Origin of the sequence: Paraburkholderia ultramafica, from assembly GCF_902859915.1 — a bacterium.
Taxonomy (GTDB): domain Bacteria; phylum Pseudomonadota; class Gammaproteobacteria; order Burkholderiales; family Burkholderiaceae; genus Paraburkholderia; species Paraburkholderia ultramafica.
Genome location: NZ_CADIKK010000002.1, coordinates 73,228 through 87,331, shown reverse-complemented (window position 1 = coordinate 87,331; position 14,104 = coordinate 73,228). Strand labels below are relative to the sequence as shown.

Genomic DNA, 14,104 nt, shown 5'->3' with positions numbered 1-14,104 from the left:
TCAACGGCTTGACATCACAGCGACGAGATTGGCATGACCCATGCATTTAGCTGGGCGAAGGCGAGCCGCAAGATTTTTTCCGCGCTCGGTTTCGTAGCAGAACAGCGCTCGCCATTGCGCGACAGGAAAGAGTTCGAAGGAGACGACGATGAACACCGGTCAAAGGTCCCTGCGCTTGCTGGTCGAAAAGTGGCTGGCGCCCACTGCGGCGATGCCAGCTCACGTCACACGGTTTAGTCGCATGGGTGCGAATCAGAGACGCTATGTGTGCGTCGAAGCGTTACATTCGACCGGCTTGCTGGCGATTTTTTTCTTCAGACACGATGACGGATCGTGGTGTGTATTCCCACCCGGCACTGAAAGGCCAACCATGAGAGTGTGATCTGCTTCAGGAACTCATGACTGCAATCGAGGTGAATCCGTGCAGATTACTTTTGCCGCGCGACCGTTGAGCTGGCGAGACTAGCTCGTGTCGGCGGGGCTTCGGCGCGGCACAACGCCGAAGCCCCGTTCCTTAGACGCGATGCTTCGTCAGTGCGCGCTCGAGCTCACGCTTGCCGTCAGCGCATTGACATCACGCGACGACGTGCCCGCGAGCAGCGTGTAAGTGCCGCTGTTCACCTTCCACGCGTGACTGCCCACATCCCAGGTCGCGAAGCGTTGCGCCGGAATCGTCACGCTGACGGTTTGCGTTGCACCGGCGGCGAGCGCGACCTTGGCCCAGCCGACCAGGCGCTTGGGCGGCTCGCCGAGCCCCGTCGGCAATGTCGCGTAGACCTGCGCCACTTCCGCGCCCAGTCAGTTTAGAAGCACTCATGGAGGCGTTTGAAACGCCTTCTTTTGCCGCGCCGCTGCATGGGAATGCGGCGGTGGTCGATCTGCATGTAGCTCAATGCCCGAGTCAGCGCGCCTACGCCTTGAAATCGGCAAGCAGGACGCCCTCGCGAATGCGTTCGAGCGCATTTGCAACGTAATCGACGGTCGGAGCGGGAGGGTTGTCCAGTTTCGCCCAGACAAAGCCGGAGCATTTGTGCGGCTCCATATTTGTCAGAATGCCTTGCCACGATCGGCATGACAGAAAGAAGCTGATGCGGTTCTGTTCCGAATCACGCCTCATCACCAGCGTGAAGTCGAGCGCGCCAGGTGCAATCGTCACGCCCGCCTCTTCCTTCGACTCGCGGATCGCACACGCCTCGATGGATTCCCCGGGTTCAAGATGACCTGCGACCAGCGAGTACTGACCGTCTCTGTGTCCGGTGTTGGCTCTCTGGATGAAAAGACACTCGTCCTTGTCGTTCAGGAACAGAACATGCACGTCGACGACACTCTGCATTCGGGTCATTTGGTCAGGCACCTTGGATGAACCGGGAGTGTAGCCTGACTCTCCTGTCCGAAATGGATCTGAGACTTTTACGGTAGTGACTGAATAGATTGTGTGCACGATGGCGACGATGCCGGCAACTGTCAAATACATGATGATGAGCTGCTCTGGCAATCCACGCTCATGCGCAATGAATCGCGGCATAAATGCGGAGAGAAAAGTCAACGTCTTTGGGTTGCTTCCCGAGACCAGGAGCGCGCTTCGCGAAACACGTTTGTTCTGTCCAGTGCATCGGTTCCGAAACCCCATCAAGTGGAAAGACGAGGTGCAATGGCGCATCACTTGTAACGGACAGTAAGTATCTCTATTGGGTCAGCCCGAGCGGCAATGTCACGTGGCCCTGCCAGCACCCGGTTGTCCGGGCTGCTGCGCAGCGAAAACCTCGGACCGGACGACTGAAGCCCATCCTCGTCAACACACCTCGTTACAAATCGACACTGCTAGCCGTCAATTGGCGATCGACACTGCAAGGTGCGCACAACATCGCCGGGCAAGCGCGTTACCCGTGCAGTTCATGACAATCAAATGACGCGCGCTGCAAGCGCTGAGGCAAGGCCGCCACTGCTCTCCCACACCGAGGCACTAACCGGCGAGAGTGGCTCCCGGGCCAACACCGCATACACGCCACACGCGCGCGCCAACCAATCAGAAGCCTTTCGTCGTTTCCACGCTAACCTCCTGGCGGTGACAACATGCAGCAGACATTCTCACCAGTCCGACGCTATAGAAAGAACACCTCCGGCCGTGACTTCGTCGTAGGCGACCTGCACGGCTGTTTCGCTCCACTTCGACGCGAACTGGAGTTGCGTCAGTACGACCCGTCGCGCGACAGGCTCTTCGCTGTCGGCGATCTGGTGGACAGAGGCTTCGAATCGCCGTCCGTACTCGAAGTTGTGCGACGGTACGGCATTCAATCGGTGCGTGGAAATCACGAGGACATCATCGTGCGCTGGCATCGGCACGGCGGCAAGGATTCGTCGGTTCGCTGCAATGGCGGCGAATGGCTGCTCGATATGGCGCAAGACACGCAGTCGGTGAACGACATCGTGAGCTACATGGCAGCGCTGCCCTATGCGATCGAAATCGAAACGGACTTTGGCCTGATCGGCATCGTGCATGCGAATGTGCCGCTGCAATCCTGGTCTCAAATGGTCCGGGCACTCGAACAGGAGAACCGTAACGGGCCGATTCGCCGCAAAGTGATCTGGGATCGCTCGCGCTGGAAGTCACGCAAAGCAACCGGATGGGCCTCGTTGCGGCGCGCCGCCGCGCAACTGTTGCAGCGGCTCGCGTCGGGATGGCGTGAACCCGGCGGCCACATCGACGGCGTGGCGGCCGTCGTCGTCGGACACACGCCATCGCGCAAGCCGATGGTGCGTGCAAACGTCATCAACGTCGATACGGGGCTTGTATATGGGGGCGACCTGACACTGCTGCATCTCGACGAAATACCCATGCTGCTCAGCCGAGCGACACGCGAAAAACCGGTGCCAAGCCGCTCGAAGCGGTATCCCGCAGGCTCCGGCGCGTGAACGGCGAGCGCGGTTGGGCACGCTTGGACACCTGAGCGCGCACGGTGCGAGACCAGCCCGCCGGGCGACCGCAGGCCGCTTACCGCAACCGCTGCAACGCGGGCGAGCTGCCATCGTTCTCCCGCGTTCAACGAGTCGCGGCAGTGACCAGTTGCAGCGGCGTTTCAATCACCCTCGACAGCTCTGTCTGCTTGCGGCGTTCAGTCACCGCCTTCAACCGACTGGTTGCGCGTTTTTTCTAGTGATCGAATTTGTCTGCGGGCCTTGCAGGGACTGGATGATCGTCTATTGGGCGCCGGATCGGTTAAAGTCCAGATTTATGGATGCCCTGAATGGATGGAAAGCACCGCTGGCAAGCGATTCCGGTGAGACTGAGCCTTGCGCAGTTTGAAGAATTTGTCTTGCCCCACCTGATCCGCGGTCGGCGCGGACCGCCGCCGCAGCTAAGTTTGCACCGGATATTCAACTACGTTCTGCAGGTGCTTTATATGGGATGCCAGTGGAAGGCACTGCCGATCGATAAGGATTGCCTGGGTCGTCCTGAAATTCACCACACCCGCATCTACCGCGCGATGCGGCGCTGGCAGGCGGCGGGTTGCATGGACGCCATCTTTGCGGGCTCGGTCGGCAAGCTTCATAGGGATCAGTTGCTCGATCTGACGGTCATTCACGGCGACGGCACGACGGCGGCGAAAAAAGGCGGCGACAATCTCGGTTACAGTGGTCATAAACATCTGAAAGGCGACAAGGTGGTGGCCTTCTGCGATCGTGACTGCAACGTCATCGCGCCGTTCGTCACCGCTGCGGGCAACCGCAACGAATCGCCCCTGCTGTGTGACGCGCTGCCCAGACTGAGCCAGATGGCGCGCGCCATCGGCATGGACCTGAAAGGCGTGCGCGTCAGCCTGGACGGCGTCTACGACTGCCGGGCCAACCGCAAGGCCATTTTCAACCGGGGCATGGTTCCGAACATTCCAGAGAACCCGCGTGGCCGTAAAACACCGAAGCGTGGTCGGAAGCTGCGCTTCGACCCGGCCATCTTCGAGGAGCGCTTCAGGACCATTGAGCGTGTCTTTGCCTGGGAAGATAAGTTCCGCCGGCTGCTACTGCGCTTCGAACGTCTCAGTGCGGTCCACTACGCATTCAAAACGCTCGCCTATACGATGATCAACCTGCGGCATTATTGCTAAGTGTCATCGCAGGTGCATGCTGTTGCCCGATGGCGCATCGCGTCATGCACGGCCACGTCATTTCCATCTGCATTCCTGATGATAATGCAGACATCGACATGTCAATACCCATCAATTTCCGCAACCATCCATCCAGTTTCGCGTGTTTGCGGATGTCGCCCGCTAACCCCCGGCTTGCACAGGACTGAAACGCGCAACCAGTTGTCACCGTTCCCCGAATCGTTAACCCGAATTGCGACGCGTAATGCTGCTGGTAATTCTGCGCGGCGTCGGCCATCGCCACCGTATATGGATCGGTGAGCGATTTCAGCACGAGCGCGATCTTCAGCTTGCCGCCCTGCGCGTCGACACGTGTCGCCCCGCTCAGTCCGGCGGCGGCCAGCGCGCCGGCAAGCAGCGTGCGACGGCGCATGTTCTGCGTCATGGGTTCTCTCCTCCTGGGCCGGGCCGATGAATAACCGTGCTGCGTTCAAATGAATGCGCAGCGAGCCGCTGACAACGCCTCGGTCCACGCGTGCTGTTCATCAATCGCCCTTCAGCGCGAGCAAACGGGCCGCGATTTCATCGAACAGCGGCCGGCTGTCGATCGCTTCGCTCAGGCAACGGTCCTTCAACGCGATGAGCTTCGATGCGATATCCGCCTGTGCGTCCAGAACGTCGCAGCGGTCGATCAACTCTTCGAGCAGACAGCCATACGCCCTCACTTCCAGGCGCTGAAGCGCAACGCCGGTATCGCGATCGTCAGCGGCATAGAAAGAGGCTGCACCGAAATCGCCCAACAGCGCCCGCCCCTCGTCGCCATGCAGAATATTGTGCGCGTACAGATCGCCGTGCATGACGCCTCGCTGATGCAAATGACTCGCCGCCGCTGCAATACCATACGCGATGCCCAAGACGACACCCGCTTCGAAGCGCGCGTCGGCGGCGTAGATGTCGCGCGTGCACGATGCGAGGCTCGGGGGACCGGCGAGGTTCCCGAATTGCGGGTCGATCAGTTCCATCACGAGACCGTGCGTGTTCGCCGGATGATCCTGCACCTTTCCCGCCACCGGAATCAGGTTCGCATGGTCGCCGCCTCGGATGCAAGCGGCCATTTCGCAGTCGGGCAAGCCGTCGCTGGTCACAGAGCCTTTGAACAGCTTGACAGCGACCGCGCGCGCCGCGCGGTTGCCGTCCGCCAGTAGTTGCGCGCGATAGATGACGCCGGAAGCCCCCTCGCCCAATTGCTGTTCGAGTTTCAGTTCATCCCATCGAATCCCGGCGATCGGCGTATCGCTCAGCGCCGCCGTCTCCAGCGCCTCGCTGAACGGATTGCCCGCGTAAGCCAGCCATGAGAGCCGCGGCAAACGCAGCAACCAGTCCGGCAGTCCGCTGAGCTGGTTCGCCGCGAGACGCAGCAGTTCGAGTCGCGAGCAGGCGGCCAGTTCGTCGGGAAGCGCGCGCAGCCGGTTGCCTGCCAGCATCAGCTTCTGCAATTGCGTACAGCCGCCGATCTCCGCGGGCAACGCTTCGATCTCGTTGTCGGTGAGGATCAGCCAACGTAATTGCGGTGCGAGCGCTTTGCCCGACACCTTGCGGATGCGGTTCGCCTTGAAGCCGACCATGCTCAATTGGGAGCACTCGCCCAGCACTTCCGGCAACTCGGTGAACGGGTTATCGGACGCGAAGAGGATGCGCAGTTTGCTCAGTCGCGGCAAATCGTCGGGCAGCGTCGAGAGTGCGTTGCCCGAGAGGTCGAGTACTTCCAGCGTGTCGGCGAGCTCGAAAATCTCGCGCGGAAATTCGTCGAGGCCGCACGCCAGTTTGAGCTGGCGCGTGCCCGTCAGTTGTCCGGCCCGCAGTTGTTCTAATGTCGTCGTCACAATGGTAAGGAAGTTGTCCGGGTAGCGGTGCGCGTCGTATCGAAGGTATCAATTCTACTGAGTCGCGGGCAGGATGCGGTTGCAAGCTTTTTGTTGGAGCGGATCGATCCGGATACGTGAGTGTCTAATCGGGCCGCGAAGCCGGCAACATCTTATGAATGGAATCGAAAAGGACTGTACAGTGACAGGTCGGGCGCTTTCCAGCCATGGTTGCTGGAACATGAAGGACGAGTACGAATCAGATAGCAAGATCTGGAGTGTCTCCACAGACAACAAGGTTCACTCTGTCGAATATGGGCGCGCTTTCAGCGCGGGTTCGCAGACCGGCCTCGTCCGCCTCTGTACCTCCAACCAGTCAGGAGCAAGCAAAGTGACGTACGCATACAAGTTGATGGATTCGCCGGTCGGCCAGCTGAAGCTCGTAGCCAGCGGTGAGCGCCTCGCAGCGATTCTGTGGGAGAACGACAAGCCGAACCGGGTGCGTCTCGGCGAGTTGGTCGAAGCGAATGACCGTGCCGTGCTGATCGAAACCGAGCGGCAGTTAAACGAGTATTTCGCCGGCACGCGGCACGAATTCGATCTCACGCTCGACTTTCAGGGCACGGACTTCCAGAAGAAAGTCTGGCACGCGCTGTTGACGATCCCGTTCGGCCAGACGCGCAGCTACGCGGAGATCGCGCAGCAGATCGGCAATGTCAACGCGGTGCGGGCAGTCGGCGCGGCGAACGGCAGGAATCCGATCTCCATCGTCGCGCCGTGCCATCGCGTGATCGGCGCGTCCGGCGAGCTGACCGGTTTTGCTGGTGGATTGGCCAACAAGATGCTTCTGCTGTCCCTGGAAGCCGGCCAGACTTCGCTGGAAGCGGCGGCCGATACGCGGGCGCAGACGCCAATTCAGACGCGGGCAACCGAGGTCAACGCACAGGCGAAGCCCGCACGCCACGCACCGAGCCGTGGGACGCAAGCATCGCTGTTCGGCAACTGACCGGATGCGCGGCAAGCCGTTGCCGCGCGATTACCGGGTAGAGTTGAACGCGTCGTGACACGACACGGCAACACCCGTCTATGCGGCCATATCATCGCAAGCACCATTGCATGTGCCGTCACGTCATTTCAACACTTCTTGAAATATAAAAACAAATAGCGTATGGTTCGAGGCATGGACTCGAACCTCGTGGTACGCGCGCTCGGCGCGCTCGCTCATGAATCGCGGCTCGCGATTTTCCGCTCACTAATCGTCGCCGGGCCGGATGGCATGGCCGCCGGTGAAATCGCGCAGCAGTTGGGGGTCTCCCCTTCGAGCCTGTCCTTCCACTTGAAGGACCTGTCGCACGCGGAGCTGGTCAAGTCGCGCCAGGAAGGTCGTTTCATCTTCTACACAGCAAACTTCGACGCGATGACCAGCCTGATCGGCTTCCTGACGGAAAACTGCTGCGCCGGCGCGACGTGCGCGGCGAGCAATCTGCCTGGCTGCTGCGAAAAATGACCACCACATACACCACGATTCCCGACGCGCGGCCCGCGATCGGCTTCTTCGAACGTTACCTGACGGTATGGGTCGCGCTGTGCATCGTCGGCGGCATACTGTTCGGGCAGGTACTGCCCTGGCTGTTTCAGGCCATAGCGCGCATGCAGGTCGCGCAGGTCAATCTTCCAGTCGGCGTGCTGATCTGGGTAATGATCATTCCGATGCTGGTCAAGATCGATTTCGCCGCGATGACGCAAGTGAAAAGCCAATGGCGCGGCATCGGCGTCACGCTATTCGTGAACTGGTTCGTCAAACCATTTTCGATGGCGGTGCTCGGCTGGATTTTCATCCGGCATGTATTCGCGCCATGGCTTTCCGCCGCTCAGCTCGACAGCTATATCGCCGGTCTGATTCTGCTCGCCGCCGCGCCGTGCACGGCGATGGTGTTCGTCTGGTCGCAACTGTGCAAGGGCGATCCGTATTTCACCTTGTCGCAAGTCGCGCTCAACGACTCGATCATGATCGTCGCCTTCGCGCCGCTCGTGGCCCTGCTGCTGGGTTTGTCCGCGATTACCGTGCCGTGGGACACCTTGATCGTTTCGGTCGGCCTGTACATCGTGCTTCCAGTCATCCTCGCGCAGTGGCTGCGCCGGCGCCTGCTGGCCAGAGGCGACGCGCATCTCCAGCAGGCGATAGCGCGTCTCGGGCCTTTTTCGATCAGCGCGCTACTCGCGACGCTCGTCCTTCTGTTCGCGTTCCAGGGCCAGGCCATCGTTGAACAGCCGCTCGTGATCGCGATGCTCGCGGTGCCCATTCTGATCCAGGTGTTCTTCAACTCCGGCCTCGCCTATCTGCTCAATCGCCGGCTTAGTGTCGCGCATTGCGTCGCGGGTCCGTCGAGTCTGATCGGCGCGAGCAACTTCTTCGAGCTGGCGGTCGCCACGGCGATCAGTCTGTTCGGTTTTCATTCGGGCGCGGCGCTGGCCACCGTGGTCGGCGTGCTGATCGAAGTGCCAGTCATGCTGCTGGTGGTCAGTGTCGTCAATCGTTCGCAGCACTGGTACGAGGCAAAACACCGCATCAAAGGACAACGTGTATGAGCGTCACCATTTACCACAACCCGGATTGCGGCACGTCGCGCAATACGCTGGCGATGCTCCGCAATGCAGGCATCGAACCGGAAGTCATCGAGTATCTGAAGAATCCGCCCGATCGGGACACGTTAAAAAGTCTGATCGAGCGCGCGGGGCTCACCGTGCGCGCCGTGCTGCGCGAAAAAGGCACGCCGTACGACGAACTCGGCCTCGCGAACGCGTCCCTGACCGATACGCAATTGCTCGATGCAATGCTCGCCCACCCTATCCTGATCAATCGCCCGATCGTGGTCACGCCGCTCGGCGTGCGTTTATGCCGGCCGTCCGAGCTGGTGCTCGATATCCTGCCCGCCGGGCAGCAACGCGCGTTTGCCAAGGAAGACGGCGAGCAGGTGGTCGACAGTACAGGACGGAGGATCCGTTAATGCCGGAACATCTTCCGAATATCAGCGGCCCACATTTGCACACGCCGGACCCGCAAAAGCTCGAACCACGGACGGTCTCGCAACACGCGCCGCGAATCCTGCTGCTCTACGGATCGTTGCGTCCCACTTCGTTCAGCCGGCTTCTCACACTCGAAGCCGAACGCATCTTGCGCCATTTCGGCGCTGACACGCGGGTCTTCGACCCCCACGATCTGCCGCTCACGGACAGCGTTGCCGCCGATCACCCGAAGGTCGTCGAACTGCGCACACTATCGGCGTGGTCGGAAGGACAGGTGTGGTGCAGCCCGGAACGGCACGGCACGCTGACGGCCGTCTTCAAGAATCAGATCGACTGGCTGCCGCTCGAAAGCGGCGGCGTGCGTCCGACGCAAGGACGCACGCTCGCCGTGATGCAAGTTTGCGGCGGTTCGCAGTCGTTCAACGCGGTCAACGCGTTGCGTGTGCTGGGCCGCTGGATGCGGATGGTGACGATCCCCAATCAATCATCTGTCGCGAAGGCTTACCAGGAATTCGATGCCGATGGGCGGATGAAACCTTCAGCCTATTACGACCGCGTGGTCGACGTGATGGAAGAGTTGTACAAGTTCACGCTGCTGGTGCGCGACCGTTCTGATTATCTGACCGATCGCTACAGCGAACGCAAGGAAGCGCAACCGGAACTCGCGGCAACTTTGGCGGCGGCCGCCATGAACCATGAATCGGCCGACATGGACCCTAACAGCGACGCATAAAGCTCCTATCCTTAAGATGCCCGTTGGGCATCAACCAGGAGGAAGACATGCGCATGCTTCTCAACATACAAATACCGCACGAACCGTTCAACACGATGGTGCGCGATGGCAGCATCGGCGAAGTGATGGCGAAGATACTCGACGAGACGAAACCCGAAACCGTCTACTTCACCGAGCAGAGTGGCAAACGTGGCGCGGTGCTCGCAGTGAACATCGACGATGCGTCGGCCATTCCCGCGCTCGCGGAGCCATGGTTCCTGAAGTTCAACGCCGACTGCGAAATGCGCATTGCGATGGTGCCGGAAGACCTGATGAAAGCCGGGCTGGATAAACTCGGCTCGAAATGGAAATAACGGGTACGGCGGAAGACGCGTGACGGCGTTGGCGGTTCATCGGCTGCATCAGCGACGCCAACGCTCGTCACGACCGCTTCGCCCACTGGTCTTGCAGAATCGCGGCCGCAGCCGTGGCCGCGACCTGGCAGCCGAGGACGATGTGCTCCTCGGCCGTATCCTCGATGAAGTCGTGACTCACGCCGCCGATGCTCGGCACGAACATCATGCAGGCCGGCATGCAGCGCGCGATGACCTGCGCGTCGTGCGCCGCCCCGCTCGGCATGCGAAGCCATTGCCCGGGCGCAACCGCCTCGGCGGCTCTGGCGAGATGCTCCGCAAGCGCTGACTGCATGCTCACCGGTTCCATCGGCTCGTCAATGGTCGTCATCTCCGCACTCACCCCATTGCGCGCATTGAAGTCCCGCACCAGTTCGGCGAGTCTGCTTTCCATCGCCTGCAAGCGCGCGGCATTCGCATCGCGGAATTGCAGATACATGTCGGCCGCGCCCGGCACGACGCTCAGCGAGCCCGGGTCGAGCTCGATGCGGCCCACGGTCCAGACGGTGTCGGCATCCGCGAGCTGCGCGAACGCGTCGTTCATCGTTGCGATAAAGGCGACCAGCGCCGCGCCGGCGTCGCGCCGGATTGCCATCGGCGTGGTGCCCGCGTGGTTGCGCTGGCCCGTGAAGCGCAAGCGCAACTCGCGAAGCCCGACAATCGTGGTGACGACGCCGATGGATTTCCCAGCCGCTTCCAGCCGGCCGCCCTGCTCGATATGCGGCTCGAGATAGGCGACCTGGCGGCCGGGTTCGAAGCGTGCACGCGGCCGTGCGGCCAGGCCCGCGGCTTCGAGCACGTCTTCGAGATGCTGGCCTTGCCGATTCGTAGCGCCGCGAATCGACTCGTCGAGGGCATCGCCCACGAAGCTGCGGCTGCCGAGCAAGCCGGAAAAGGTGCCCTCTTCATCGATCCACGACGCCACGTCCACCGCCAGATGCTTCGTCGCGACGTTTTCCGCCAGCGTGCGCACGATCTCCAGTCCGTAGATCACGCCCATCGCGCCATCGAGCCAGCCGCCGGTCGGCTGCGTATCGGTATGAGAACCGATCACGAGTGCCGGACCACGGTTGCGCGAACGCCCGAACACAGTCCCGATGCCGTCGATGCCAGCGTCGAGTCCCGCCTGCGTCATCCGTTCGACGAGCCACTGGCGCGACGCCAGATCCACCGGCGAAAGCGCAAGCCGGACCACGCCCGGGCCGGTCGCGCCGAAACTGCGCAGCCGTTTGAGGTCGCTCAGCAAGCGCTCCGGATCGATCTTCACCACGTTCTCATCTCCTTTAATTTGATTGATTGCCCACGCTGCGTGGCTTCGGTTGCCGACGCGCGTTCATTGAGCGATTGAGCTTGCGTGCCGACAGATTACACGTCTCGACGCGAGGACGCGTCCGCTCAATGCGGCGGCTAAGCATGCCATAAGGTTGGCCCGTTAATATCGGCCAGCGTCAGTCGAGCCGGGCGCATTGCCCTGATCGACTCCGGTTATAGCGAGACCTCAAGGCGTTTGCCGAAGCGTCAGCGCCCGGAAATCGCTCGGTGACATGTCATACGCACGACGAAACGCGCGATTGAAATCCGACGCGCTATTGAACCCCAAACCATAAGCGACCTCGACGATCGCTTTGTGCGGGTAGCGATGCAATTCATCGGCCGCCTCGCGCAACCGGCGGTTGCGAATATAAGTGACCAGCCCGCCCTCGGGCTCGAACAGCCGGTACAGCGTGGGCCGCGAAAGTTGCGATGCGGCGAGCACGTTTTCGAGCGTGAGATCCATCTGCCCGAGATTCGCGTCGATATAGCGGCGTGCCGTCGCGAACATCGCGGTGCGCGCCGCCGCGCGCGCATTGCCGGTCAGCCCGGCCTCCTTGCCGAAGGCCGCCGCAATCAACATCGCACAGGTGCGCATCGCGTCGTACGCATCGGGCGCGCTCATCGTGGGCAGTGTCTTGCACAGGTGGGCAAGATGCGCCGGAATCATCCGGGCGAGCGGTGAGTGATATTCGATCGCGCGGCCATGAATCGACTCCGCTTCCGGCAACACGGTTTCCACCAACTCACGCGGCAGAAAAAACGCCAGCACCCGGCAGGCGCTGCGTGTCATCTGCATCGGCTGGTTCATATCGAGCGCGAGAATGCCCGGCTCGGACTGCACCGCCTTGCGTTTCGGGTAAAGACCCGCGCCGGTTTCGATCGTGCCTTCGACGGCCACATGAAACACGAACTGGCGGACCGAATCCGTGGAAATGCGCGCGACCGACCGGGTTTGCGAAATCGGATCGGTCTGGCAATCCATGAAGGTCAGATCGGCAACGCGGTAGCTGTCGATACTGCCGTTGAAGCCATCGGCCAGTTGCTGGCGCGAGATCGGCACGTCGAGGAAATGACCCAGACGGTCTCGCCATGCGAGCACTTGCGCGCGTGGTGTTTCGTGGTGCGTATCAAAGTGGCTGTAGACGCAAGCCGTGGCGGCTGCGTGCGTCGCTACGGAATCGGTCTTCAAGGTTTTCCCCGCCGGTTTCGTTATTTGCGCATCATAGCCGCAGACGGCGAAAACTTCACGCGCGGGACGTTGGTAGTCGCATGCTTGATCAGAGTCATGCAGCAAGCATAGCCGCGCGCGCGAGCGGCATACGAACAGCGTGCGCGCTTCGTCGATTCAGCTTGAATGCGACGCGACCTGCGCCATCAATTCGTCGGCTCTGGAAAGAAAGAGCTTCAGCACTGGCGAAGATCGCGGATCTGGCGGCTCAGCGACGGCTGCGACGTATGCAGGCGCCGTTGCGCCGGCCACCGTCAGGCTGCCGGTTTCGGCGGCCGCCATGAAATACCGTAGATGTCGAAGCTCCATGCACCCCTCGCTGAGTCGTGCGACAAGGCATGCCTCACGGGCATGCCCATCAGCCTACAAAGTCTTTTTCCTTTGCGCAAGTCATCACTACATTACCCATCAGGCAGCGACGCGGAAGACAGACCGAAGACCACCCGGCCTGACACCCGCCCTCGCTCCATGCCTTTCATCTATATCGCAGAGGAACCGGAAATGAACCAGCCGATCGATTCGAACGTCGTTGCCGCGCCCCGCCATACTCATCAAACCGTCCCGACGCAGTACGTCGAAGCCAATGGCATCCGCTTCGCGTATCGCCGCTTTGGCAAGACGGGGGGCGTGCCGCTCGTGTTCAACGTCCACTTCACCGGCACGATGGACCATTGGGATCCGGCCGTCACCGACGGCCTTGCGCAGACACGCGAAGTGATCCTGTTCAACAACGCGGGCATCGCCAGCACGTCCGGCGAAGTGCCGGAATCGATCGAAGAGACGGCGGCCAATGCCGCTGCGTTCATCAAGGCGCTCGGTCTCACGACGGTCGACGTGCTGGGCTTTTCGATGGGCGGGCTGATCGCGCAAACGCTGGCGCTCGCCGAACCGGAGCTGGTGCGCCGTCTGATTCTGGTCGGCACCGGCCCGCGCAGCGGCGAAGCGATGGACTCGCTCACGCCCGAAGCGCAGGACATTTTCGGCGCCACGTACGCGCAACCGGATCATCTGTGGCTGCGTGTGCACTTCTCGCCATCTGACGCGAGCCAGGCCGCCGGCCGCAGGTTCCTGCAACGCTTTCGTCTACGCACCGAAGGACGCGATCCCGAAGCCAACGACAAGGTCGCGCCGGCCCAGCTCGCCGCGCTCGCCAAGTGGGGCGCACCGCGCGAGAACCCGTTCGACTATCTGAAGGCGCTGAAGCAGCCGACGCTCGTGATCAACGGCGACAACGACGTGATCATCTACTCGATCAATTCGTGGATTCTTCAGCAGCACATCCCGAATGCGCAGTTGATCATTTACCCCGATGCGAACCACGGCTCGCTGTATCAGTATCCGGAGCGCTTCGTCGCACACGTCGGACAGTTTCTGTCCGGCAACGACTGAACTGCGCAAACAAACACGCAAGCACGCGCACGAACGCCCGCTACCCCACAGGCATTCCAATCAACTCAACGGAGTCC

General features: G+C 61.3%; 15 protein-coding genes and 2 pseudogenes. 10 read left to right on the top strand and 7 right to left on the bottom strand.

The features are described 5' to 3' along the window. Nucleotides 1-33: 33 nt before the first annotated feature. Nucleotides 34-237 carry a hypothetical protein gene (locus tag HV744_RS02435; RefSeq protein WP_175147969.1) on the top strand — a complete coding sequence of 68 codons (204 nt, stop codon included), beginning with the start codon at nucleotides 34-36 and terminating at the stop codon, nucleotides 235-237. 294 nt (nucleotides 238-531) lie between these two features. Here HV744_RS02435 and HV744_RS02430 read toward each other — a convergent pair whose 3' ends face one another. Then, nucleotides 532-786 carry a fibronectin type III-like domain-contianing protein gene (locus tag HV744_RS02430; RefSeq protein WP_246278916.1) on the bottom strand — a complete coding sequence of 85 codons (255 nt, stop codon included), beginning with the start codon at nucleotides 784-786 and terminating at the stop codon, nucleotides 532-534. 124 nt (nucleotides 787-910) lie between these two features. Then, nucleotides 911-1,546 carry an NUDIX hydrolase gene (locus HV744_RS02425; RefSeq protein WP_343056374.1) on the bottom strand — a complete coding sequence of 212 codons (636 nt, stop codon included), beginning with the start codon at nucleotides 1,544-1,546 and terminating at the stop codon, nucleotides 911-913. 527 nt (nucleotides 1,547-2,073) lie between these two features. Here HV744_RS02425 and HV744_RS02415 point away from each other — a divergent pair. Together HV744_RS02415 and HV744_RS02410 are read left to right on the top strand one after the other, a co-directional pair. After that, nucleotides 2,074-2,913 carry a metallophosphoesterase gene (locus HV744_RS02415; protein ID WP_175147968.1) on the top strand — a complete coding sequence of 280 codons (840 nt, stop codon included), beginning with the start codon at nucleotides 2,074-2,076 and terminating at the stop codon, nucleotides 2,911-2,913. Between the two features lie 332 nt (nucleotides 2,914-3,245). Then, the gene (locus tag HV744_RS02410; protein ID WP_175147967.1) at nucleotides 3,246-4,103 is read left to right on the top strand and encodes an IS5 family transposase; all 858 of its coding nucleotides are present in this window, start codon (nucleotides 3,246-3,248) and stop codon (nucleotides 4,101-4,103) included. Nucleotides 4,104-4,305: 202 nt separating this feature from the next. Here HV744_RS02410 and HV744_RS02405 read toward each other — a convergent pair. Continuing rightward, a pseudogene (locus HV744_RS02405) lies at nucleotides 4,306-4,527 on the bottom strand (sugar ABC transporter substrate-binding protein); the annotation flags it as partial. A gap of 100 nt (nucleotides 4,528-4,627) precedes the next feature. Next, nucleotides 4,628-5,965 carry a leucine-rich repeat-containing protein kinase family protein gene (locus tag HV744_RS02400; protein ID WP_175147966.1) on the bottom strand — a complete coding sequence of 446 codons (1,338 nt, stop codon included), beginning with the start codon at nucleotides 5,963-5,965 and terminating at the stop codon, nucleotides 4,628-4,630. Nucleotides 5,966-6,335: 370 nt separating this feature from the next. On the opposite strand from HV744_RS02400, the gene HV744_RS02395 reads away from it, so the two are divergent. The 6 genes from HV744_RS02395 to HV744_RS02370 all read left to right on the top strand — a co-directional run bounded on the left by HV744_RS02395 (nucleotide 6,336) and on the right by HV744_RS02370 (nucleotide 10,057). Next, nucleotides 6,336-6,950 (top strand): methylated-DNA--[protein]-cysteine S-methyltransferase, encoded by a 615-nt coding sequence (locus tag HV744_RS02395; RefSeq protein ID WP_246278915.1) that lies wholly within the window; start codon nucleotides 6,336-6,338, stop codon nucleotides 6,948-6,950. A 174-nt stretch (nucleotides 6,951-7,124) separates the two neighbouring features. Continuing rightward, a complete protein-coding gene (locus HV744_RS02390; RefSeq protein ID WP_175147965.1) occupies nucleotides 7,125-7,451 on the top strand; it encodes an ArsR/SmtB family transcription factor in 327 nt (108 codons plus the stop codon). Then, complete coding sequence (gene arsB, locus HV744_RS02385; RefSeq protein WP_175147964.1) at nucleotides 7,448-8,533, top strand: ACR3 family arsenite efflux transporter; 1,086 nt, start codon at nucleotides 7,448-7,450, stop codon at nucleotides 8,531-8,533. The genes HV744_RS02390 and arsB overlap by 4 nt, the downstream gene beginning before the upstream one ends. After that, entirely contained in the window at nucleotides 8,530-8,952 is a 423-nt protein-coding gene (gene arsC / locus HV744_RS02380; protein WP_175147963.1) for an arsenate reductase (glutaredoxin), read from the top strand. The genes arsB and arsC overlap by 4 nt, the downstream gene beginning before the upstream one ends. Further along, the gene (gene arsH / locus HV744_RS02375) at nucleotides 8,952-9,704 is read left to right on the top strand and encodes an arsenical resistance protein ArsH (RefSeq protein WP_175147962.1); all 753 of its coding nucleotides are present in this window, start codon (nucleotides 8,952-8,954) and stop codon (nucleotides 9,702-9,704) included. Before arsC ends, arsH begins: the two co-directional genes overlap by 1 nt. A gap of 47 nt (nucleotides 9,705-9,751) precedes the next feature. Beyond that, the gene (locus HV744_RS02370) at nucleotides 9,752-10,057 is read left to right on the top strand and encodes a panthothenate synthetase (RefSeq protein WP_175147961.1); all 306 of its coding nucleotides are present in this window, start codon (nucleotides 9,752-9,754) and stop codon (nucleotides 10,055-10,057) included. A gap of 67 nt (nucleotides 10,058-10,124) precedes the next feature. Here the strand turns inward: HV744_RS02370 and HV744_RS02365 are convergent, their stop codons facing one another. From HV744_RS02365 to HV744_RS37065, 3 genes and pseudogenes are all read right to left on the bottom strand, one after another. Continuing rightward, complete coding sequence (locus HV744_RS02365) at nucleotides 10,125-11,366, bottom strand: Zn-dependent hydrolase (protein ID WP_175147960.1); 1,242 nt, start codon at nucleotides 11,364-11,366, stop codon at nucleotides 10,125-10,127. 228 nt (nucleotides 11,367-11,594) lie between these two features. Continuing rightward, complete coding sequence (locus HV744_RS02360; protein WP_175147959.1) at nucleotides 11,595-12,599, bottom strand: helix-turn-helix domain-containing protein; 1,005 nt, start codon at nucleotides 12,597-12,599, stop codon at nucleotides 11,595-11,597. A 227-nt stretch (nucleotides 12,600-12,826) separates the two neighbouring features. Continuing rightward, nucleotides 12,827-12,947 (bottom strand): annotated as a pseudogene (locus tag HV744_RS37065) (LysR family transcriptional regulator); the annotation flags it as partial. Nucleotides 12,948-13,139: 192 nt separating this feature from the next. Between HV744_RS37065 and HV744_RS02355 the strand changes: the two are divergent. After that, complete coding sequence (locus tag HV744_RS02355; protein ID WP_175147958.1) at nucleotides 13,140-14,027, top strand: alpha/beta fold hydrolase; 888 nt, start codon at nucleotides 13,140-13,142, stop codon at nucleotides 14,025-14,027. The last annotated feature ends 77 nt before the right edge of the window (nucleotides 14,028-14,104 follow it).

What these genes read in the sequence shown, in the direction of transcription:
- HV744_RS02435 (WP_175147969.1), top strand. Translation starts at nt 34, where the DNA reads ATGACCCATGCATTTAGCTGGGCGAAGGCGAGCCGCAAGATTTTTTCC.
- HV744_RS02415 (WP_175147968.1), top strand. Translation starts at nt 2,074, where the DNA reads ATGCAGCAGACATTCTCACCAGTCCGACGCTATAGAAAGAACACCTCC.
- HV744_RS02410 (WP_175147967.1), top strand. Translation starts at nt 3,246, where the DNA reads ATGGATGGAAAGCACCGCTGGCAAGCGATTCCGGTGAGACTGAGCCTT.
- HV744_RS02390 (WP_175147965.1), top strand. Translation starts at nt 7,125, where the DNA reads ATGGACTCGAACCTCGTGGTACGCGCGCTCGGCGCGCTCGCTCATGAA.
- arsB (WP_175147964.1), top strand. Translation starts at nt 7,448, where the DNA reads ATGACCACCACATACACCACGATTCCCGACGCGCGGCCCGCGATCGGC.
- arsC (WP_175147963.1), top strand. Translation starts at nt 8,530, where the DNA reads ATGAGCGTCACCATTTACCACAACCCGGATTGCGGCACGTCGCGCAAT.
- arsH (WP_175147962.1), top strand. Translation starts at nt 8,952, where the DNA reads ATGCCGGAACATCTTCCGAATATCAGCGGCCCACATTTGCACACGCCG.
- HV744_RS02370 (WP_175147961.1), top strand. Translation starts at nt 9,752, where the DNA reads ATGCGCATGCTTCTCAACATACAAATACCGCACGAACCGTTCAACACG.
- HV744_RS02355 (WP_175147958.1), top strand. Translation starts at nt 13,140, where the DNA reads ATGAACCAGCCGATCGATTCGAACGTCGTTGCCGCGCCCCGCCATACT.